Source organism: Rosistilla oblonga (assembly GCF_007751715.1).
Classification (GTDB): domain Bacteria; phylum Planctomycetota; class Planctomycetia; order Pirellulales; family Pirellulaceae; genus Rosistilla; species Rosistilla oblonga.
Map to the genome: position 1 here is coordinate 1453378 of NZ_CP036292.1, position 22743 is coordinate 1476120.

The window sequence follows — 22743 nt, forward strand, 5'->3', positions numbered from 1 at the left end:
TCGATTGCCGGATCCAGCACCTCAACCGACACCTCCCCGCCATGCCCGCGTTGCGGTCATTGGCGGCGGGATCAGTGGCCTCGTCGCCGCTTTCGATCTGCGGCACCGGCATCCCGAATGGGATGTGGTGCTGTACGAAGCGAGCGATCGCGTCGGTGGTGTCATTTGCACGCTCCGGCAGGATGACTTTCTGCTGGAGTTTGGTGCCGACAGCTTTTCAGTCCAGCCTCCCGGTGCGATCCAGTTGTGCCGCGACTTGGGAATCGAAGATCGATTGGTCGATCCGCTGGAAGCCAACCGCCGGGCGTTTATCCTGCACGCCGGAAAACTGGTGCCGGTCCCCGAGGGCTTTGCTCTACTGAGACCGACCGATCTGAAGAAGCTGCTGGCCTCGCCACTGCTGTCGATTCCAGGGCGATTGCGATTGGTTGCCGAGGCGTTCATTCGAGGCAAATCGGATGACTCCGACGAGAGCCTGCAGAGCTTTGCAATCCGACGCTTCGGCCGCGAAGCCTTCGACCGATTGATCCAACCGCTGGTCGCGGGCATCTATACCGCCGACGCCAGCAAGTTGAGCATGCAGGCGACGATGCCGCAGTTTGTCGCTTTGGAAACCGAACACGGCGGGATGGTTCGCGCGACGCGGGCCCTGCAAAAGCAGAGTAAAGACGATGCGGCGCGGTCGGCCAGCGGAGCTCGATATGCCCAGTTCCGCAGCTTGCCCGGCGGGATGGGAGAGCTGTTCGACACATTGGTCGACCGGATCGACGAATCCAACATCCGCCGCGGGCAACGGATCGCTTCGCTGCAGCGAGAGGGCAACAGTTGGAACATCGAATCGGATCGAGGCGAAGCCGCATCATATGATGCAGTGATCGTCGCCCTGCCCGGCCCGGCTGCTTCGACGCTGCTGCGACCGCTTGCCCAAGAGGCTGCGGAAGAGTTGGCGGAGATTCCGTATGCAAGCTCGGCGCTGGTGCTGTTGGGCGTCGGCAAGGACCAAGTAGCGCATCCGCTGGACGGTTTCGGGATGGTTGTGCCAGCGATCGAGAAGCGGGAGATCATCGCTGCGAGTTTTCTAAATCGCAAGTTCGCCGATCGCGCCCCCGACGACATGCATCTGATTCGTGTCTTCATCGGCGGGGCGATGCAATCGCATCTGTTGGAACGCAGCGACGATGAGTTGATCGAAACCGCACGCCGCGAATTGGCAGCGATGATCGGTCTGCAAGGACCGGCGAAAATCCAGCGGGTCGCCCGCTGGAACAACGCGATGCCGCAATACCATGTCGGCCACTGCGATCGCCGCGATCGGGTCGAGCGGGCGATCGGCCAGCTGCCTGGACTGGAACTGGCTGGCAACGCACTACATGGCGTTGGAATCGCTCACTGTATCCGCACCGCCCGCGCGGCGGCTGACCGGATCGGCAAACATCTGGCGAGCCAACTCGGCGATTCGCCCCTCTAATTGCTTCCCGGCGGGGGGCCGTCTCCGCCTTCTAACGCTGCGGCGTCGCGATCTGTCGCGGACGGAATTTTCGGAAATTTCCGATCAAAGAAGATGCGAGAAAGACGCAAATAGGTTCAATTGGGAAGGATCTCCCGCCTGAATCGGTCGTCCCGCGAGTCGGCAAAGTCGCAATCGCTCGAAACGGGGCGTAGAATAGAAGAAAAGCTGCTTGCCGATCGGTCGGCTCGGAACGACCTGCGGTTATGACGTAAGGTTCCACGTCGCTCCGCAGCGCTTTGAAACCGGCGCGCAAACAAGTTTACCCACCTTTGTACGAGGGATTGCATAGATGAAATTTCGGAATCTCCAGTTCGCGCTGCGCCGTAGTGCCAGCTTGGCCCTGTTGCTGTTAGTGCCTGGAGCGGCGTTTGCCGACCTGCCAGCATTCGACAAAGTCTCCGAAGGCTACAAGAAACTGACCTCCTCGGATCAGCAGAGCGATAAGACTCTATTTAATGTCTGGACCCGCGAGAAAGATGGCCAAATGCTGGCCGAATTGCCTAAGGCATTTGCTGGCAAACGCTACTTCATCGCCTTGACCGTCGGCAGCGGTGACCGCTACGCCGGTCTGCAATCGGGCGACATGGTCGTCCAGTGGCGGCAGTACGACGAGCGATTGGCGCTTGTTTTGCCGAACCTGGAAGTCACCGCCAAGGGAGAAGCCGAAGCGAGTGCGTCGGTTAAGCGATTGTTCACCGACCGCGTTCTTTTGGACGTTCCGATTTTGGCCAAAGGCCCTTCGGGCGGCCCCGTGATCGATATGGACAACCTGTTGATCAGCAACGCCAGCAGCTTTTTTGGCAACCAAGTGCGGATCACCAAGTCGCGTATCTATAAGATCGAACAGGCGAAGGTCTTTCCCGAAAACGTCGAACTGGCGTACGAGATCGTCGGCAGCCGCGGCCAACTGCAAACAATTCACTATTCGTTCAGCGAAGTCCCTGCGACCAGCAACGGTTTCAAGCCGCGTAAGGCGGACGAACGAGTCGGTTATTTCACCACCGCTTTCACCGATCTGAGCAAATACACCGACGATGAAACACGCGTGCGGTACATCAATCGTTGGCACTTGGAGAAGCGAGATCCCAAGCTGCAGCTGAGCCCGCCGAAGAATCCGATCCGGTTTTATGTCGAACATACCGCACCGGTTCGCTACCGTCGTTGGATCAAGCAGGGCGTCGACTACTGGAACAAAGCGTTCGAGAAGGTTGGCATCGTCGATGCGATCGTGATCGAATATCAGGATGCGCCCAGCGGGGCTCATATGGAGAAGGATCCCGAAGATGTGCGGTACAACTTTATCCGTTGGCTGAACAACAACATCGGTACAGCGATTGGTCCAAGCCGCGTTCACCCTGAAACCGGACAGATCCTCGATGCCGATATCATCCTGACCGATGGTTGGATTCGCCACTTCAATTTCAACTACTACGAATTGATGCCCGAACTGGCGATGGAGGGGATGAGCCCCGAAACGCTGGCTTGGTTGGCTGACAATCCCAGCTGGGATCCTCGCGTTCGCTTGGCTCACCCCGCACAACGGTTGACGGTTCGCGAATCGGTCGCCCGTTCGTCCCGTTCGCCGATGGCTGGCCACAGCTTTGCCGCCGCCAATCCACAGTTGATGGGAGACGACGAATACGATGGCCTGTATGGCAACATCAGTCAGAAGAACGGCTTGTGCATGGCAGCTAACGGCCGCCGCATGGACCTCGCCCTGACTCGTATGAACTGGACCTTGGCTCTGCTCGAAGAAGAGAAGGCCGACGCTCAGAAGAAGAAAAAAGAAGAGGAAGAGAAAGCGGCTGCCGAGAAGAAAAAGGCGGAAGCTGCGAAAGCGAAAAAGGATGATTCCAAGGACGAAGATAAGAAGTCCGATGAAGCGAAGGACGACAAGAAGGACGATGCTAAGGATGAAGAAGCCGTAGCGAAAAAGGACGACAAGAAGGAAGAGAAGAAGGACGACGACAAGCCGAAAGACCAGCTGCTCGACGGGATTCCGGAGTGGTTTGTTGGACCGTTGTTGGCCGACCTGGTCGCTCACGAAGTCGGTCACACGCTGGGCCTCCGCCACAACTTCAAAGCCTCCAGCGTTCATTCGTTGGACGAGATCAACAGCGAAGCGATCAAGGGTAAAAAGACCTTTACCGGTTCGGTGATGGATTACACGCCGATCAACTTCCGCTTGGAATCGGGAGACGTTCAAGGCGATTACGCGATGATCGAAATCGGTCCCTACGATTATTGGGCCGTCGAATATGGTTACACCTTCACCGACGCCGATCTGCCGAAGATCCTGAAGCGTTGCCACGAACCGGAACTGCAGTATGCGACCGACGAAGACACATCGGGGCCCGACCCGTTGGCACGTCGGTACGACTTCGGTCGCGATCCGTTGGATTATGCCAAGGAGCAGATGAAGTTGGTTCAGTTGTATCGCAGCCGGATCCTGGACAAATTCGTCAAAGACGGCGACAGCTGGGCCAAGGCGCGTCGCGGTTATGAACTGACGTTAAGCAAGCAGACCAGCGCGGTCAGCATGATGGCCGGTTGGGTTGGCGGTGCGTTTGTGCATCGCGACAAGAAGGGGGATCCCGAGAATCGCAGCCCGATCGAAGTCGTTCCGGCAGAGCAACAGCGTGCTGCCCTGAACTTTGTCATCGAGACTTCGTTCAACGACGATTCTTATGGACTGACTCCCGACCTGTTGGCTCGAATGAGCGTCGACAAATGGCTCGACGAAGGCTTCAGCCGGGCGATGACCAACGAAGCGACCTGGCCGATCCACGACCGAATCCTCGGTCTGCAAGCCTCGGCGTTGACGATGATCATGAACCCGACGACGTTGCGACGCGTCTACGACAACGAATTCCGATTGCCAGCGGATCAGGATACGGTGACGCTGCCCGAACTGTTGGGCACGATTCGCACGGCCGTCTGGACGGAACTGGGCGAAAAATGTCCGGCCGATTGCAGCTCTCGCAATCCGATGATCTCCAGCTTGCGACGCAACTTGCAACGCGAGCATCTGGATCGTTTGATCGATTTGATGCTGAAGAAGACCGACACCAGTGCGGCCGCGAAACCTATCAGCAACCTGGCGATGATGCAGACGAAAGAGCTGAAGGATGAGATCGACAAATCGCTGGGCAAGTGCGGCGACGACATGGACGCTTATACCAAAGCCCACCTGTCGGAGTGCCAATCGCGGATCGAACAGGCGCTGAACGCTGGATACGTCTTCAACAGCGGCAACCAGCAACAGGGCCCGTTAATGTTCATCCTCTCGGGTGACGAACCATCGGCGGAGTGATCCCGATCGGGAGAATCCCAATCGATCTAGCTGCGGCGCGGTAAGCGTCGCAGCAAAAACAATACGATCGACGGAGTGAGCCTAGGCTCGCTTCGTCGATCGCTACGTTTGGGGGCAATGCAATCGCAGGTCCGCTGCCCTTCAGTCGCTCAAACGAGAGCAGCCAAGCAACCGCTCGGTAGTCTTCTCGTTTAACCGCAATACTGTTCAACGAAGCGTAGCGGACGAGGTCACGAGTCCTCTTGGATCAGACCAAATCGCTGGGACTCGTAACCTCGTCCACGACGTCCGTCCGCTAATTCTTTCGACGGTCCAAGGCTCCTTCGTTTAACCGCGTGGGCATCGCCCCGCGCTTCTCGTTTCCTGCCCGGCTCAATAGCCGCTCGGTTTAACCGAGGGCTGTCTTGTCACGTGCTTAGCGAACGAGGTAAGCCTAAAAGCTCTTCGACCAACTGCTGACGATCGACCAATCGGTTTCCAGTTGGATGCCGTTCAGGTCTTGGTGCAGCATCGGCACAAATTCGACATTCAGCAGATGGCCGCGGACCAATGCCGCCGCACCGAGTCCCAGGTTCAGCGTATATCCGCCGCGGAAGCTTTCGACGTTGGTGCTGATCATCGAGTCGGGGCTCATCGGATCGGCGCCGTCGTAGTTGGTCCGCCAGAGATTTTCGACGCGAATGCTGGTCGTGAAGTTATCGGTAATCAACTGGCTGTACCAGTTGTTCAGTCGGAATTCATCGCTGACCGAATATCCGCGATAGTTGCGGCCGATCGGCAGGTCGGTTTGAAACTGCGTACCAAACGAACCGAAATCGAAGTAGTGCTTCCAGGTGATGCCGGGGCGGGCATTAAAGGTTCCCGAACCGAGACGCATCGGATAGGGCATCGGTTGCTCCATCATTCCGCCCGAAGGAATGCTCGTCGTCCGGAAGATATCGCCGGTCGGCAGCGATCCGCCGAGATTCAAGATCACGTCGTCGTTGCTGTCGGTATACAAACCGATAAGTGCCCCGATCGTTGTGTCGCCAAATCCACTGTTATGCGTCGTGAACAAGCTGCCCGGGCCGCCACCGGCGGGATTCATCGGGCCGCGGGTGTGGTCCATCGTGATGCTTGGCAGCATGACCATCGCGTAGAGCGTGATATCCTCGGTCATTCCACGCATGATATGCACCATGTGCATCTCGTGCGTCATGTTATTGGGCGATGCCATGCGATTGGTGACGGGGTTGCTGGTCGCACCGAAATCGATCGCCTCGCTGTCGCTCAATCGCTGGGTGCCGGCGCGGTTGCCGTCCATGTACATGTTCATGTACTTGTATTCGACCATCCACTCGCCGGGAGCGTGCAGATGATCTCCCATCAAACCAGCCGGCGCATGCTTGTCGGCTCGAGACCGATACTCATCGTGCGCACTGGAAACATTTGCTGCCGCTAGCAGCATTAAGAACGCGACATTCAATCGCTTCATTTCAACATCCTTGCTCGCCTACATTTTCGGCCCGCCCCTCACTCTGTCGGAGATCGGAACGTCAGCTGTCGCATCATGAGCGAACTGGATCTGAAAGCCACATCGCTACGGCAGGCGTCGGAACAATCGTTCCAGCAGCTAAAAATTGACAGCGCCACCTGGCGGGGCTTTTTGCTGATTGCCGATCGCGGATCCTGCGGCTCGCGCCGCAGGCTTTATGCGATCGCCGCCTCCGCGGCTTTTAGCTCACCAGTTCAGCTGGTGGTGCTGCGCTGGACTGCTTCTCGCACGATCGCTCGCATTCTTGGTTCGGCGATCTGCGCTGCGGCTAGGACGTCGGCGTGGTCGGTGCGTTGGGGAGCGTCGGGACGGGCGATGTTGCTGACCATCGACATGCCCAATACTCGCATCCCGATCCGCTGAGCCTGCAGGACTTCCGGGACGGTGCTCATGCCAACCACGTCGGCTCCGATCTTACGCATGAAGCGGTATTCGGCGCGGGTTTCGTAGCTGGGGCCAAGCGTGGCGAGGTAGGTTCCCGAATGAGCCGGGAAACCGTTCAGCCGCGCCGTTTCGAGGGCTTTCTCGCTGAGCGCTTGATCGTAGGGGGATGCGCCACGCAAAGGGGCGTCGCTGCGCGTTTGCGGAGGATAGATTCCGTAATCGAATCGTTGCCCTGGGTGTCCGTGCAACATGTCGATGTGGTCGCGGATCACCACGATGTCGCCAACGCGATATTTTGGGTTCAGCCCGCCGGCGGCATTGGAGACGATCAGCGTGTGCGAACCGATCGCGGCCAAGACGCGGACCGGGAACGAAACCTGTTCGGTTGTCCAACCCTCGTAGCGATGGAAGCGGCCGGACATCGCGATCACCGGTTGGGAATCGAGCCAGCCGAAGATCAGTTGGCCGCTGTGCCCCGCGATCCACGATTGTCCCCAGTTGGGGATGTCGGAGTAATCGATCGCGATCGCATCTTCGATGTAGTCGGCGAGGTTTCCGAGCCCGCTGCCCAAGATGATCGCCACCCGCGGCAGTTCGGCTAGCTTGCACGCGATGAATTCCGCAGTCCGCAAAACTCGCTCGGCCGGACACTGTTGGTTGGGATGCTTGGTCATACGATTCTTGGTTGGAGGGCTCCGCGAAAATCAGAACGGCTGGATCGAGCCCGGGCTAATCATGGTGGGCTGTTAAGTGTTTGTGCTTATATAAATTAGCCGGCACGCGATAGCGAGGCGTTGTCCAAGGTAACCGGACGCTAACGCGTGCCGGCTGATACCTTAAATTGAAACACCAATCTGTGCTGGGGATTACGCCAGGCGGTCGTTGGCGAAATCGGCGACCGACTGGCGGACCAGGGTTCGCAGGTTCGGTTCGGCGGCGTTGGCGATCGCGATGATCTCCTCGACAACCGCTGGCTGCAGCGCGTCGGGCAAGCACATGTCGGTGATCACCGAAAATCCGACGACCTTCAGCCCGCAGTGGACCGCCACGATCACCTCCGGCACGGTGCTCATGCCAACGACATCGGCACCGATCGTCCGCAGGAATCTGTATTCGGCTCGGGTTTCCAGGTTCGGTCCGGCGACGGCGACAAAGACGCCTTTGTGGGCGCGAATGTTCTCGCGGCGGGCGATTTCCAAAGCTGTATCGACCAGCCGTTGGCTGTAGGGTTCGCACATGTCGGGGAAACGTGGCCCGAGTCGATCGTCGTTGATGCCGATCAATGGATTGTCACCCATCAGGTTGATCTGGTCTTCGATGACCATGATGTCCCCCGATTGGAAATAGGGATTCAGGCCGCCGCAAGCGTTCGAAACGACCAGCAATTCGGCTCCCAAAGCCTTCATCACGCGGACCGGCAGCGTGATCTGTTTCAGCGGATAGCCCTCGTACATATGGAAGCGGCCTTCCATCGCAACGACGGGGACGCCTTGCAATTTGCCGCAGACCAACCGCCCGCGATGGCTGGTGGCTGTCGAAGTCGGAAAGTGGGGGATCTCCGAATAGTCCAGCGAGGCCTCGATCTCGATCTCGTCGACAAGTCCACCCAGGCCTGTCCCGAGGATGATCCCGGCCCGCGGAGTGGTCCCCCAAGCGGCTTTGATCGCTGCTGTCGATTCTTGAATTTTGTCGTAGAGGTCGTGCATGCGGTTTCCTTTCAAGGGCTGGGCGGTCTATCAGTCACCCAGACGATCCGAAGTCGGTCGGCGCGGGTTGCCTTGGATGAACGATGCCGCATCATAAAACCATCGCCCCCAACGTGGCAACGGACTTGATCGGATTGGCATGTTCTGTTTCAAAAGTACTTCATCAGCCATCTCGGCCGCTGGTCTTGATTCGCAAACGGCAGCGACCCTTTGCACGAAAATCCGTTAAACTCAGCTTGCACCGTCGTCCCCCTCGGTTCGCCACCGTTTTTCCCGGCGGGAGGGCCGCATTTGTCGGCTGTTTTGTCTCGTTAATGTTCTTTAATCGCACGTTAAGCAGAAGCTATTCGCATGATCCCTTCCGTCGATCAGTTTGAAAAACTCGGAGCCTTCTATCTGGGCCGCGAGTACGATTTGAAAGCCGGCCGCAATCGCGACGACCTGCTGATGTACGATGCTAAAGATTTGTGCACTCACGCCCTCTGCGTCGGAATGACCGGCAGCGGCAAGACGGGGCTCTGTCTGTCACTGTTGGAAGAAGCCGCGATCGACGGCATTCCGGCTCTTTGCGTCGATCCCAAGGGAGACCTGGCGAATCTGCTGCTGACCTTCCCCGACTTCAATCCCGAAGATTACAAACCTTGGTTGGAACAGGGAGAAGCATCGCGGAAGGGGATCACGCTGGACGAATTGGCTGCCAGCAAGGCGAAGCTGTGGCAGGACGGACTGGCGTCGTGGGGGCAGGACGGCGAACGCATCCGCCGTTTTCAAGATTCGGTCGACATCGCCGTCTACACGCCTGGCAGCAACATCGGGCTGCCGTTGACGATTTTGAAGAGCTTCAACGCGCCGCCCCCCGAAATTTTGGAAGACAGCGAAGCGATGAGCGATCGGATCGCCAGCGCCGCATCGGGGCTGTTGGCGTTGGTCGGCGTCGATGCCGATCCGCTCTCCTCCCCCGATCACATCCTGCTGTCGAAGATTTTGGACACCAACTGGCGTGCCGGGAAAAACGTGACCATCGGCGACTTGATCGGGATGATCGCTTCGCCGCCGTTCGATCGCGTCGGCGTGATCAATCTCGATGCCTTCATGTCGCCAGCCGATCGAACCAAGCTGTCGATGCGGTTGAACAATCTGTTGGCCTCTCCCGCCTTCTCGACTTGGTTGGAAGGCGAAGCGTTGGACATTCAGCGGCTGATGTACACCGACGAGGGGAAGCCGCGGTTGACGATCCTGTCGATCGCCCATCTGTCGGATACCGAGCGGATGTTTTTCGTCACGATCCTGTTGAACGAATTGGTCGCCTGGATGCGGACGCAGAGCGGCACCAGCAGCTTGCGGGCGATGTTCTACATGGACGAGGTCTTCGGCTATTTCCCTCCCGTCGCTAAACCGCCATCGAAGGCGCCGATGCTGACGCTGCTGAAGCAGGCTCGGGCGTTTGGTTTGGGCGTCACGCTAGCGACTCAAAACCCGGTCGACCTCGACTACAAAGGGCTGTCGAACATCGGCACCTGGTTCTTGGGGCGGCTGCAAACCGAACGCGATAAGCAGCGTGTGCTCGAGGGACTCGAAGGAGCCGCGGCGCAGACCGGCGTGCCGTTTGACCGCCAAGAGATGGAACAGACGCTGGCCGGGTTGGGGAGCCGCGTCTTCTTGATGAACAACGTTCACGACGATGGGCCGCGCGTCTTTCAGTCGCGTTGGGCGCTGTCGTTCCTGTCGGGCCCGTTGGCTCGCGATCAGATCTCCCGGTTGATGAAGGACCGCCGAGAGCAGGCAGCCAAGGCGTTGGCCGAAAGTGGTGAACCGGCCGAATCGATCGCCGCCGGAAGCGCTCAAGGTTCGCGGCCGATGGTTCCCGCGGGGATCGAGGAGCGGTTTGTCTGCCCGACGCAAACACCGGCCGAATCGGCGTCGCTGGTCTACCGGCCGGCGATTTTGGGAAAGGGATCGCTGCACTTCGTCCGCAGCCGCGGGTCGATCGATCTGTGGCAGGATCAGATGCGAATCGTCTCTTGCGCCGCTGGCGTCCCCGATCCGCTGTGGATCGACAGCAAGCCCGCTCCACAGGATCTGCAGCTCAGCGATCGACCGGACGAAAGGTATACGTTCGCCGATCTGCCGACCGAATTGGTGAATGAGAAATCGTACAAGCGCTGGGCGGACGATCTGAAGGATTACTTCTACCGACACCAAACGCTGGCGGTCTACGAATGCGACGAAGTCGATCAGCTAGCGCCGCCGGGATCGACCGAGGTGCAGGCGCGATTGCACTTCAAACAAGCGGCTCGCGAGGCGCGGGATCGCGAGACGGAGAAGTTGCGTGACAAGTTCTCCTCGAAAATGCAATCGTTGGAAAAGAAGATTCGGACCGCCGAGGATCGCGTTTCCCGCGAAGCGTCGCAAGCCCAAGGGGCGACTTGGCAATCGATGATCCAGATCGGTTCGACGCTGTTAAACGGATTTATGGGGAACAAGATCAGCCGTCGGGCTTCGACAGCGGCCAACGGATGGAATCGCGCCGCGCGGCAGAAGGAGGATGTCCACCGCGCCGAAGCGGCGTTGCAAGCGTTGCACGGCGACATGGCCGATCTGGAAGAGGATTTGAAACGCGAGATCGACGAACTGGCCGAACGCTTTCATATCGAGAACCTGAAGCTGGAAGAGACGCTGATCAATCCACGCAAGGGGGATTTGCGAGTCGATTCGCCCGTGCTGCTGTGGACCCCGTGGCAAGTCGATTCGGTGGGGATCGCCCAGCGGCTGTTTTAGGGATCGCCGCGATGGTCGCCTTTCGCTCCGCGAAAGTGCGGATCCCGAATTCGCGCTCCGCGAACCGGACGCTAACGCGTGGCGGCTGATGGCCGCCTTTCGCTCCGCGAAAGTCGCGTCCGGCTCGCGACGCTCGAATACAGGGGCCGCACTTTCGCGGAGCGAAAGGCGACCTTGGGCAAATTCGCAGGCTTGCTGCGAGTGCAACGTTACCTGCTTTTTACGGTGCCAAATGCCGCAGCGCTCGGCGGTCGAGAGGACCGTTGTCGCGCGACGGCCCCTTTGCTGCAACTTGGACGCTCGTTAGGATTCGGCAGCTATGTCACATGGTCTGAACCCCGCTCAACACGAAGCCGTTAATACGCTCTCTGGTCCGCTGCTGGTCTTGGCCGGAGCGGGTACGGGGAAGACGCGCGTCGTCACCTTTCGTATCGCCAACCTGATCCGCAACGGCACCGCTGCCGATCGGATCCTTGCGGTGACGTTCACCAACAAAGCAGCGGGCGAGATGCAGGAGCGGATCGCCGAGCTTCTGGGGATCTCCAAACGCCCGTCCAAAAAAGACGATCGGCCGCGGCCCGTGATCGGCACGTTCCACTCGCAGTGCGTTCGCATCTTGCGCCAACACGCGACCAATCTGGGATACCCGAAGAAGTTCGCGATCTATGATCGATCGGATCAAGAGAGCATCGCGCGGAGCGTGCTTCGCGAATTGCGTTTGCCGACGGCGGCGCTGAAGCCGGGCGATCTGCTGTCGATCATCGGCCAATGGAAAAACGGCTCGATCCATCCCGACGCGGCGGTCAACGAAGCGCGAACCGACAAAGAGCACCTCGCGGCGGCTGGTTATCGGCGGTATCAGAATTCGCTGAAGGCTTGCGGCGCGATGGACTTCGACGATCTGTTGCTGAACACCGAGGTGCTGTTTACCGAACACGAAGAGGTTCGCCAATCGGAGGCCGATCGCTTCGATCACATCCTTGTCGATGAGTATCAGGACACCAACGGCAGCCAGTATCGGATCATCAAAGCGCTCGCCGATGCGCATCGCAATCTGTGTGTCGTGGGGGACGATGATCAATCGATTTATGGCTGGCGTGGAGCCGACGTTCGCCACATTTTGAACTTCAAGAAAGACTGGGAAGATGCGACCGTCGTCCGCTTGGAGGACAATTATCGCTCGACCGGATCGATCCTCGAAATGGCCAACCGGTTGATTCAGTACAACACGGTCCGGCACGACAAATCGCTAAAGCCGGCACGTCCGGCGGGACAGCGGCCGCGGATCTCGCAGTTCAAAGACGAGACCGAAGAATCGCAGCGCGTCGTCGGCGAGATCGGCCGGTTGATCGAATTGAATCACTACCAACCGGGCGAGATCGCGATCCTATTCCGGACCAAGGAACAGCCGCGGTTGTTCGAGCAGGAGTTGCGGAAGGCAGCCCTGCCCTACGTGATGATGGGCAGCCAGTCGTTTTTTGATCGACGCGAAGTCCGCGATGTCGTGGCGTATCTGAAGTGGGTCGAACAGCCCGACGATGAGGTCTCGCTGATGCGCGTGGCCAACACGCCGCCGCGCGGGCTGGGCCAGGGAACTGTCAAGTTGTTGATGGACGCCGCGGTGAAGCGAGGCCAGCCGATCTGGCAGGTGATGTGCGACGACACGGTCACATCGACGCTGCCGCCAGCGGCTCGCCGCGGAATCGACGACTTGCGTGGCATCCTTGTCGATGTGCAGAATCGGATCCGCGACGATGGACTGACCGAAGCGGTTAACACGCTGATCGCGCGAACGCGTTATATGGACGAGATCCGCACGCGTTACAACGAGCCCGAAGAGTGTGAAGCGAGAATCGCGTCGATCGGCGAAGTCGTCAACGCGGTCGATGCGTATGCCGATCGCGCCAAGAAACCCAGCCTGACCGACTTCCTCTCGGAGATCGCTCTTTCGGGACGCGAGATGGGGAACGAAAAAGATCGCGCTGCCCAACAGAACGCGATCTGGTTGCTGACGATGCACGCCGCCAAGGGGCTCGAATTCCCTGTCGTCTATATGGTCGGCATGGAGGATGGCCTGCTGCCTCACCACCGCAGCACCAAGGGAGACGACGACGCGATCGCTGAAGAGCGGCGGCTGTGTTACGTCGGGATCACCCGGGCGCAGGAAAAGCTGACTCTCTCGCTGGCGCTGACGCGTCGTAAATGGGGTAAGCCCCGGCCGACGACGCCCAGCCGGTTCCTGTACGAGATCACCGGCCAAGCCGATAATCCAAACCGCTACCGCAAGTAGCTCGTTGGTTCCCATGCCATGCTCAGCACCACCGCAGAATCGACCGACGACGATCCGCTGGCGTCGGTCTTGGGCGTGATCGATCTGAAGGAGGGCAAAGCCGTCCACGCGGTCCGCGGCAATCGCGACAGCTATCGGCCGGTTTGCTGTGCCGCGACAAATGATGGCGATCCGATCGCGTTGGCTCAAATGTATCTCGACTCCGACGTCGGCGGGTTGTACGTCGCCGATCTCGACGCGATCACCGCGGGGGCTCCTCACAACAAGCTCCTGAATCGCTTGGCGGATTTGGGAGCTCCGATCTGGATCGACGCCGGCGTCGTCGAATTGCAACTGCCCGCGTCCGACCGGATCGTCCGCGTCGTCGGGACCGAATCGATAGCCTCTTTGGAAGAGCTTGTGCCGCTGCGCGAGCGGTGGTCGGCTCGGCGGCATGGGATCGTTTTGAGCATCGATCTGCGCGAGAGAGTCGTTTTGGGGGGCTCGCCGGCTTTGGCAAGTCAAACGGCTGTCGAGATCGCTAGCCAAGCGATCAACAGCGGTTTCCGGCGGCTGATCGCGCTGGATCTGGCGGCTGTCGGGGCCGCTTCTGGCACCCTAACGTTGCCGATTTGCCAGGCTATCGCCGAGAAACACCCCCATGTGGAATTGACCTCCGGCGGCGGGATTCGGACGCTTGCCGACATCCATGTACTAAAAGAGGGGGGCTGTCGATACGTATTGGTCGGTACGGCCCTCCATGGTGGGCGAAAGAAGTTGTCCTTTGGCAGCGGAACTTGTTGACACACGCCAGTTTGCGGCGATAGTCTGTTTATAGGGATTTGTGTCCCGAATCCCTTCTTATCCCTTGGCGATTGCCGCCCCTATCGCTCCAGCCCTCGAGGTTCCGATGTCGCATCGCGTCGAAGCTACCCATGCCGCCAGTCTTCAAAACTCCCATCGCGCCCGACAGTTATTGGCTGCATGGTTTGTTGGATTGATCGCTGCAGTGGCGTTGGGGGCGATCGCATCGCCGGCTTGGGGCCAAGCGGCAGCTGGAAAGCCTCAATACGACGTGATGAAGTACCAGCCGAACTGGTTTACTGAAAAGTCGATCGTCAATCGGATCAAGCAGATTCGCAGCCAGATCGTCAGCGATCCAGCTCAGTTGAGCGAGCAGAAAGACTTCTTCGTCAAGATCTACCAAAACATCTTTGCATCGATGACCGACCCGGCGGAGTTTGCCAACTTGCAACCGCGCCGTGCCGAAGTGATGAAGGACATTTACAACGCCGCTCGCCGCGGCAACACGCAGGTTTCGCGTGGCCTGTCGATCATGTCGTTCCAGCAATGCAAAGCGATCGCTCAAGGAAACTACTACCCCGGTGCTCGGATCAACGCCGTCTTTATGATCGGCGAACTCAACGATCGCGAACCGAACTCGTTGGAAAAGAAAGCTCCGATCCCGATGCAAGCGGCGCTGCCGTTGTTGTTGGAGATCGTCGAAGATGCCAAGTACGACGATGGGCTGCGAGTCGCGGCGATCCAAGGGATCCAACGCCACGCTTCGCTGAACGCCGAGCGTTGGAAGCCTGAATTGCAAGACAAAGTCGCCGACCTGATGATCGCGACCGCTCAAGAGTCCGCTCCGAAAGATCGCAACCTCGAGGCCCACGGCTGGGTCCAGATGTTGGCGATCAACACGTTGGTCAGTCTGAAAAACCCGCGCCGCGTCGACCAAGTGGCCAAGCTGGTGATGGAGCTTCCGACCAAAGAGGATTCGTCGCAGATGGCTCTCGTTTACGCAGCCCGTGCGACTCCCAAGATCGAGATTCCCAAGGAGTTCAAACCGCAAGCCGATGCCGTTCTGAAGAGCTGGGCGACTCAGATCGTCGGCAGCATCGCGCGGGAGGCAAAGCGGATCGAAGACCTGGAAAAACCGCGTCCCAAAGCCTCGATGATGGGAATGGGAAGCGGTGAGATGGGAATGATGAGCGGCCCCGAAGGCTACGACATGGGCGGCATGGAGATGGGAATGGAAATGGGCATGGGGATGGGAATGCCGGGTGCGACGGCTGCCAAGCCGCAAACCGTGGAGATCATTCTCGCTCGCCGAATGCTCAACGACGTGATCGAATCGTTCCACCTCGGTCTGACCGGCACGCGGGCAAAGACCGATCCCGCGAGGGTCTCAAAGGGCCTCGTGGCTAATCTCAGCGACGAAAAAGAGAAGGCCGATGCGGTCCGCTTGGTGGCGCTGATCGATGAAGTCAAAGAGGGCGTCAACGATACGATGATTTCGAAGAATCTCGAATATGCCGAGAAGCTTCGCGAGCTCGAAGCAAAGCTGCAAGCGTTCGTTAATCCCGATGCCGCAGCCGATCCGAAGCCGGGGAACAATGCGAGCCCGTTCTTCGACGGCCCGTTTTCGAGTGCTCCTCCGGCGCTCAACCGCACCGAACCCAACGTCGCTTCGCGTCCTAAGGCAGCTGGACAGAACTAAGTTCGGTCAACGCCAGCTGGGTGATTCCGTATTTCCGCACGTCCCATTCGGCTGCGGTTAGTTCGGCGGTATCAAAAAAGTTGTCGCATTCGGCAACTAACACGCCGTGCGGATGGGCTTCGGCGGCGAAGCAGATCATCCGGTTCAGATCTTTGATCCGCGACTGGAACATCTCGTACGGCGGGCACATCAAAAAGACCCACGGCGTATCGGGCTCTTCGGCGTGCGCTTGGTGCATCAATGCACCGAGTCCACGAAACGCGTCTCCCGCGGTCAGCGAGATGCGCTCGGTGAGGTCGAGATCGGCGACGTTTTGACGGATCTGTTCCAGCGTTCGCCGGTTCTGCTCCATCGTCACGGCTCGGCTGGCTCCGCGGCTGATCGATTCGATCGCTAGCACGCCGGTGCCCCCAAAGGGATCGAAAACGATCGATCCTTTGATTCGTTGGCCGATCAGATTAAACAGGCTCTCACGCACCGAGTCTCGCATCGGACGCGTGCTACGGTCGCCGTTGTAGCGGACCTTGCGGCCCCGCATATCGCCTCCGATCACTCGCAGTGTGGTCGCTTTGGGCTTCACACCGCGCTTCGCCTCGGACGCCTGGTAAGGTTTTGATTTCTTCAAGAATTGTCACGTTTCGCAAGGATTTCACTGAACCGCCCAGGCGATTGCGTTCGTACAGCCTGGATTCTACGGTCTATCATGACGTCGCGTGGTGTGGCCATCAATGGGAGCCTGGGACAGGGCTGCGGATTGGATCTTGAAGATGAGAGTTGAAATGAGTTTACGAATTCTCGCCGCACCGCTGTTGCTGGCGATCTGCTTGACCAATCTGGCTGCCGCGCAAGAGTCCGACGGCGACCAAGCCGCCGCCGCCGAAACACCCGTGGCCGCGGAGCAACCGCCGGCAGAGGATGCGAAACCCGCGGCTGAAGAGAAGCCAGCTGAAGAGAAGCCAGCAGCCGAGGAGAAGCCAGCAGCCGAGGAGAAGCCTGCGGCGGACAAGCCTGCGGCTGAGGATGAAAAAACGGTGGCATCTCCCGAGGAGGTGAAGAAGTTGCAGGCGGTGTTCGATCAGCGGGTCAAGGAGTGGCGGAAAGCGACTCAGGAGTTTTGGGCCGAGGTCAACGAATTCCACACCGCTGGCGGCGACGTGAAATTCAGCGAACAGATCCGCTGGGCCGAGCGAGAATCGGCGACTCGCGACGCGATGCAGGCTGCGTTTCTGGCGGCTTCGGATTTAGTTTTCGCCGATCATGAAAATCGCGACGCGCGAACCTTTATGGCTCAATCGATCCTCTACCACGCGCAAAACGACTGGTACGAAGGGCTCAAAGATGCAGCGCTGGCGATGTTGGAAGTTGGCATCAAAGATGTCCAACTGAATGTGATCGCCGGTGTCGCCGCAGCGGCGACGGGAGACTTTGAAGTCGCCAAAGAGAATCTGAAACTGACTCCCGCCGAAGGCGATGAGGGGCTTTTGAAGGTCGCCCGCCGGATGAACTTTATGCTCGATCCGTTGCAGGAGGCGTGGGAGAAGGAGCAGAAGATTCGCCAGGCGGAAGCGGAAGCGGACGACCTGCCTCGCGTTTTGCTGAAGACGACGCGTGGTGATGTGTTGGTGGAACTGTTTGAAAATGAAGCTCCCAATACCGTCGCCAGCTTCATCTCGCTGGTCGAGGATGGTTTCTACAGCAACGTGCCGTTTTACCAAGTGGTCGAGCATGAGTTTGCTCAGACGGGCGATCGCGACGGCGATGGATCGGGAACTGCCGACTACCGCGTGCGCGACGAAGCGACTGGCGAGCGGGGGATCTTTCGCGGATCGTTGGTGTTGGCCAAGATCCCCAATCCCAACGCCGCTCACAATCCCGATGTGCCGGGAACGATCCCCGATACCGGCAGCAGCCAGTTCCTGATCACGCTGTTGCCCTTCAATCCCGACTACAAAGAACTCTGCTGCTTCGGCCGCGTGATCAGCGGGATGGGAGCGATCTCGACGCTCAACCGCGCCAAGGTCGAAAAGGAGAAGGACGCGCCGGTCGTGTTGCCCGATTCGATCATCGAAGCGGAAGTCGTGCGGAAGCGGGATCACGAATACAAACCCGAAACGCTTCCTTACTGATTCGCTTCGGCGGTCGCCGATCTAATCGACGAAGATTCCATTGAGCCGCTCGGCGAGCGGTTCCCAGCGATCGGCCGCCGCTTCGAAGTCGGCGTCCAGCCAGCGGACCGATTCTTCAGGCAGCACCCGCGGCTGTTCCTTGACGCTGCGGAACAACGGGATCTGCGAACTGTTCCCCATCGCCAGCCGCTTCTCGGTCTCGGGGCTCATCAAAAACAACGCCAACTGCTCCGCCGCGACCGGATGCGGTGCGTCCTTTAAGACAGCCAGCGTGTTGGGAATCCGCAGCGTTCCCATCTGATCGGGCTGCTGGTCGGGGTAGACGATCGCGACGGGAAAACCGAGGTCGCGTTCGATCACCGCGTCGTCGGTATCGGTCAGCCCCCAAGCGACTTGCCCGGCCGAGACCGCTTGTGCAACCTGCTTGTTCCCCGACAGCGTGACGGCGTTTTGTTGGATCTCGCGAAACAGAGCGTCCGCCTTTTCCTGACCCAACTGATTCTCGAGCACCGCCGCGTGCGTGGCCGTGGTGCCGAACAGCGGTCGCGCGATCGCCCCCTGCCCTTTCCATTTTGGATCGGCCAGATCCAAAACGCTTGTCGGCCATTGGTCCGGATCGGGCAATAGTTTTTTGTTCACGATCAGCACGCGAGCGCGAGCGGCAAACCCGCACCAAGTGCCATCCGACGCGATGCATCCGGCGGGCCAAACGGTATCGACCGGCCAGTCGATCTCTTTCAGCAAGCCGGCTTTCTGCAGCCGCACTGTGTGGATTATCTCGTTGTTCCAGAACAGATCGCAGACCGGGCGATCGCGTTCGCCGAGGATTCGGTTGACCAGCCCGATCGTCTTGGTCGATTCGATGTCGAACCGCGCGTTGACCTGGATCTCGCTGTCGACATGCCGGTCGAAGCTGCTCAACATCGGCGCGGCAAACTCTTGGTCGAGCGCCGAATAGACGACGACTTCGTTTTCGGGACGCGGCACACAGCCGCCGACCAACAGAATCAACGGAGCGATCAAACGGCAGCAATCGAGAGGGCGTTTCGTGTTGGGCATGTATCCAGCTATGATGGAGGGCTACGGAGAATCATCGTTTTGTTGTTCGACAAGCCAATCATTGTTGCAGGTTTCTCGCCGCCGCGAATCGGGGCCGCGCTGGCGTTATGCCTTTTCGTCGCCCCTTTTGCCGCTGCGCAGACGCGGCAATTCAGCGGCCGACACGTCACGATCCACACCGATCTGCCCGCTTCGGCGGCGCTCGATCAATTGCCGGCCGCCTTCGATGCCGCGGTCCCGCAGTGGTGCGAGTTTTTTGGCGTCGATCCCGATCGGCTCGCCGGCTGGCATGTGACTGCCTATCTGATGACCAGCCGCGACGCCTTCAAGCAGCGTGGTCTGTTGCCCGATCATCTCCCCGATTTCGCTCACGGCTACCAATACGGCAACTCCGTTTGGGTTGTCGATCAACCGTCGGACTACTACACCCGGCATCTGCTGTTGCACGAGGGAGTGCATGCGTTGATGTTCCAGTTGTTCGGCGGTGCCGGACCGGCGTGGTACATGGAAGGGATGGCGGAGTTGTTGGCGACGCATCGCTGGAGCGACGGCGAGATCGCGTTGCCGGTGATCCCCGAATCGCGGGAAGCGTTCCCGTTTTGGGGCCGTTTAAAAGTCATTCAATCGGCTCGCGACAAGGGCCAAGCGTTGCCGATCGACGCGGTGATGCGATACAGCCACAAAGCCCATCGGCAAGTCGAACCGTACGCCTGGAGCTGGGGAGCGCTGACGCTGTTGAACATGTATCCCGAATATCGCACCGCCGCGATCGCGGCGACCGATCGGGCGGGCCAACCGCCGCTGCAGTTCACTCGCAACTTTTACAGCGAACTCAAGGACCAGTGGCCTCAATTGCAGCTGCGTTGGCGGATGCTTGTCGACGGGCTCGACTACGGTTTTGATCCGCTGCGGAACCGGATCGATCTGACCAACTTTCCCGCCGCCGCCGAATCGTCGACCGCGACCAAACAGCTGGAGATCGCGGCCGATCGCGGCTGGCAATCGAGCGGGATTCGCGTCGCTGCAGGCCAAGCGATTCGGATCACCGCCCAAGGACGCTACACCTTGGGGGACGATCCGCGGCCGTGGGAATGCGAACCTCAAGGGGTGACGATCGAATATCACCGCGGCCATCCGTTGGGGATGCTGCTGGCGGCTGTCGCTCCGACAAGCGATGCCGATGCGACGCGGATGACAAATCCTCAGATCGTCGGCGTCGGCCGCGAGGGGACGTTTGTCGCGGAGTTCGATGGCCTGTTGTTGCTGCGGATCGGTGACGATCCCGCCGCGTTGGCCGATAACCGCGGCAGCGCGTCGGTCACCGTCAGTGTTGCCGCGGCGGAGCGGCCGTGAGTCGGCAAGGGGACGACGCGGGGCAGCTTTCATCGTCGCCGCGGCGTGTGGGATGGCGGTTCAGTCTGCGCGGGCTGCTGGGATTGGTCGTGGTCGTCACGATGGTCGGTTCGCATTTTTATACGAGCTGGAAATTGCGGCAGGCGATGGTCCAGCTGAAGCAGCTGCGCAGTGAAGTCGGCTACCTCAACGAGACCGATCGATCCAAGCTGGTCGTGGCGGTGGTCCCGACCGACGAACCGCTGACTTGGAAAATTCGAGTCCGAACCCCGGCGTTGCAATCCTATCAAATCGCCTACAGCACGCTTTGGCCGGCGGGATCGGCGGAGCCGACGTGGTATTCGGGGCAGCCGTTGCCCGGGGGGGAATCGCTGGTCACGCTGCGGTTGTTCAGTGACCCACGGGACAACCGCTGGAAAATCATTACACTGGTACGCAATCAGGGAAATCTGTGGCGGATGGCGACAGTCCTGTCCGATCGCCAGGCGGCGCTGTTTCGCGGATCGCACGATGCGATTCGCGGCGGCATTCAAGCCGAGACGGTCGTCGCCGCCGGACGTTCCCTGCGCGTGATCGAAGAGAAGTGGTTCGCTGGCGATGGGGGCCTGATGCTGTTTGGCCAAGAGGCGCCCGACGACGACATCGACGGTCTCTTTGCCGAGCTGCAACCGCTGCCCGGTCTGCCATTTGAAGTCCAAGAGAATCGACGTTAACCTCCTATTTTATAAGCCCAATGCCCAAAGACTTTCTTGCCAAAGCGGCCGATGAATACGACGTGATCGTGATCGGCAGCGGACTTGCGGGACTGACCACCGCCAACATCCTCGGTCGCCATGGCCATCGCGTTCTGCTGTTGGAACAGCATTACAAACTAGGCGGGCTGGCGACTTGGTTCCGCCGTCCCGGAGGGCATATCTTCGATATCTCGCTGCACGGTTTTCCCGCCGGGATGATCAAAAGCTGCAAGCGTTATTGGAACGATGACATCTCCGATCGGATCGTTCAACTGAAAAACGTCCGCTTCGAAAACCCGATGTTCTCGTTGACGACGACCTTCAATCGCAAGGACTTCACCAAACTGCTGACCGAACAGTTTGCCGTCGAACAGTCCGCCGTCGAAGGCTTCTTCGACACCGCCCGAAGCATGAACTTCTACGACGATCAAACGACGACCACGCGTCAATTGTTCGATCGCTTTTTCCCCGGCCGCGAGGATGTGATCCGGTTGCTGATGGAACCGATCACCTACGCCAACGGTTCGACGCTGGAAGATCCCGCGCTGACCTACGGGATCGTCTTTTCGAACTTCATGTCCAAGGGAGTCTTCATCTACGAAGGGGGAACCGAGGACCTGATCGCTCGAATGCAAAAGGAGCTGAAGAAGAACAACGTCGACATCTGCATCAATTGCCCCGTCGATAAGATCAACGTCAAAAATGGGCAGGTCGAATCGGTCGAGGTGCACAACCGAACGATCCGTACCAAGTCGGTGATCAGTAATTCCAATCTGCGATCGACGATCTTCAACATGGTCGGCAGCGAACATTTTGATCCGTCGTTTGTCGAAGAAGCCGAAGCGGTTCGCTTGAACAACAGCAGCACGCAGGTCTACATGGCGATGAAGCCGGGTGTGGAGATCGATGAATCGTGCGGCGATCTGTTGTTCACCAGCACCGCCCCGCTGTTCCGCACCGAAGCGTTGCTGAGCCGCGATATCACCAGCCGCACGTTCAGCTTCTATTACCCGCGAACACGCCCCGAAGGGAAGCGACGCTATGCGGTCGTCAGCAGCACCAACGCTCGCTGGGAGGATTGGTCGGGACTGAGCGAGACGCAGTACGAAGCGAGCAAGCAGGAGTTGATCGAGACGACGGTCGCCGCGTTGGACAAGTTTGTCCCCAACGTTCGCGAGAAGATCGACTGGGTCGAAGCCGCCACGCCGCGGACTTTCAATCACTACACTCGACACCAACTCGGCGCCAGCTTTGGCACCAAGTTCGAAGGTCTGGCGGTCAGCCGCAAGCTGCCCGAACAGATCGGCGGACTCTACCACGCCGGCAGCGTCGGGATCATCATGAGCGGCTGGTTGGGAGCGATCAACTACGGCGTGATCGTCGCCAACGACGTCGACCAACGCCTGATGAAACAAGAAGCCGCCCCGGCGTAGGCGACGGCTATAGGTCTCCTTGCGGTGTTCTAACAACCGCA

15 protein-coding genes are annotated in these 22743 nt (G+C 59.3%); 10 read left to right on the plus strand and 5 right to left on the minus strand.

What is annotated here, in order from left to right; genetic code table 11:
- Positions 1 to 4: 4 nt before the first annotated feature.
- Together hemG and CA51_RS05155 are read left to right on the plus strand one after the other, a co-directional pair.
- The gene (gene hemG, locus CA51_RS05150; RefSeq protein WP_145118414.1) at positions 5 to 1468 is read left to right on the plus strand and encodes a protoporphyrinogen oxidase; all 1464 of its coding nucleotides are present in this window, start codon (positions 5 to 7) and stop codon (positions 1466 to 1468) included.
- 331 nt (positions 1469 to 1799) lie between these two features.
- A complete protein-coding gene (locus CA51_RS05155; protein WP_145118416.1) occupies positions 1800 to 4823 on the plus strand; it encodes a zinc-dependent metalloprotease in 3024 nt (1007 codons plus the stop codon).
- Positions 4824 to 5256: 433 nt separating this feature from the next.
- On the opposite strand, the gene CA51_RS05160 is transcribed toward CA51_RS05155, so the two are convergent.
- The 3 genes from CA51_RS05160 to CA51_RS05170 all read right to left on the minus strand — a co-directional run bounded on the left by CA51_RS05160 (position 5257) and on the right by CA51_RS05170 (position 8447).
- Positions 5257 to 6297 (minus strand): transporter family protein, encoded by a 1041-nt coding sequence (locus tag CA51_RS05160; protein ID WP_145118418.1) that lies wholly within the window; start codon positions 6295 to 6297, stop codon positions 5257 to 5259.
- A 254-nt stretch (positions 6298 to 6551) separates the two neighbouring features.
- Entirely contained in the window at positions 6552 to 7415 is an 864-nt protein-coding gene (locus CA51_RS05165; protein ID WP_145118420.1) for a purine-nucleoside phosphorylase, read from the minus strand.
- Positions 7416 to 7607: 192 nt separating this feature from the next.
- Complete coding sequence (locus CA51_RS05170; RefSeq protein WP_145118422.1) at positions 7608 to 8447, minus strand: purine-nucleoside phosphorylase; 840 nt, start codon at positions 8445 to 8447, stop codon at positions 7608 to 7610.
- A 351-nt stretch (positions 8448 to 8798) separates the two neighbouring features.
- Here CA51_RS05170 and CA51_RS05175 point away from each other — a divergent pair, with 351 nt between their 5' ends.
- The 4 genes from CA51_RS05175 to CA51_RS05190 all read left to right on the plus strand — a co-directional run bounded on the left by CA51_RS05175 (position 8799) and on the right by CA51_RS05190 (position 15997).
- Positions 8799 to 11225: an ATP-binding protein gene (locus CA51_RS05175; protein ID WP_145118424.1), complete on the plus strand. Its 2427-nt coding sequence runs from the start codon at positions 8799 to 8801 to the stop codon at positions 11223 to 11225.
- 319 nt (positions 11226 to 11544) lie between these two features.
- Positions 11545 to 13515 (plus strand): ATP-dependent helicase, encoded by a 1971-nt coding sequence (locus CA51_RS05180; protein ID WP_145118426.1) that lies wholly within the window; start codon positions 11545 to 11547, stop codon positions 13513 to 13515.
- A gap of 18 nt (positions 13516 to 13533) precedes the next feature.
- A complete protein-coding gene (locus CA51_RS05185; protein WP_145118428.1) occupies positions 13534 to 14298 on the plus strand; it encodes a HisA/HisF-related TIM barrel protein in 765 nt (254 codons plus the stop codon).
- Positions 14299 to 14404: 106 nt separating this feature from the next.
- Positions 14405 to 15997 (plus strand): hypothetical protein, encoded by a 1593-nt coding sequence (locus tag CA51_RS05190; protein ID WP_145118430.1) that lies wholly within the window; start codon positions 14405 to 14407, stop codon positions 15995 to 15997.
- Here CA51_RS05190 and CA51_RS05195 read toward each other — a convergent pair.
- Positions 15975 to 16622: an RsmD family RNA methyltransferase gene (locus tag CA51_RS05195; RefSeq protein WP_145118432.1), complete on the minus strand. Its 648-nt coding sequence runs from the start codon at positions 16620 to 16622 to the stop codon at positions 15975 to 15977. The two genes, CA51_RS05190 and CA51_RS05195, sit on opposite strands and share 23 nt — an antisense overlap.
- A 154-nt stretch (positions 16623 to 16776) precedes the next feature.
- Here CA51_RS05195 and CA51_RS05200 point away from each other — a divergent pair, with 154 nt between their 5' ends.
- Positions 16777 to 18123: a peptidylprolyl isomerase gene (locus tag CA51_RS05200; RefSeq protein WP_197451608.1), complete on the plus strand. Its 1347-nt coding sequence runs from the start codon at positions 16777 to 16779 to the stop codon at positions 18121 to 18123.
- Positions 18124 to 18144: 21 nt separating this feature from the next.
- Here the strand turns inward: CA51_RS05200 and CA51_RS05205 are convergent, their stop codons facing one another.
- The gene (locus CA51_RS05205; protein WP_145118436.1) at positions 18145 to 19182 is read right to left on the minus strand and encodes an extracellular solute-binding protein; all 1038 of its coding nucleotides are present in this window, start codon (positions 19180 to 19182) and stop codon (positions 18145 to 18147) included.
- Positions 19183 to 19221: 39 nt separating this feature from the next.
- Here CA51_RS05205 and CA51_RS05210 point away from each other — a divergent pair, with 39 nt between their 5' ends.
- From CA51_RS05210 to CA51_RS05220, 3 genes are read left to right on the plus strand one after another with little or no spacing between them, the layout of a single operon-like run.
- Positions 19222 to 20535: a hypothetical protein gene (locus tag CA51_RS05210; RefSeq protein WP_145118438.1), complete on the plus strand. Its 1314-nt coding sequence runs from the start codon at positions 19222 to 19224 to the stop codon at positions 20533 to 20535.
- Positions 20532 to 21248 carry a hypothetical protein gene (locus CA51_RS05215; protein ID WP_145118440.1) on the plus strand — a complete coding sequence of 239 codons (717 nt, stop codon included), beginning with the start codon at positions 20532 to 20534 and terminating at the stop codon, positions 21246 to 21248. Before CA51_RS05210 ends, CA51_RS05215 begins: the two co-directional genes overlap by 4 nt.
- A gap of 20 nt (positions 21249 to 21268) precedes the next feature.
- Positions 21269 to 22702 (plus strand): phytoene desaturase family protein, encoded by a 1434-nt coding sequence (locus CA51_RS05220; protein WP_145118442.1) that lies wholly within the window; start codon positions 21269 to 21271, stop codon positions 22700 to 22702.
- Positions 22703 to 22743: the final 41 nt, after the last annotated feature.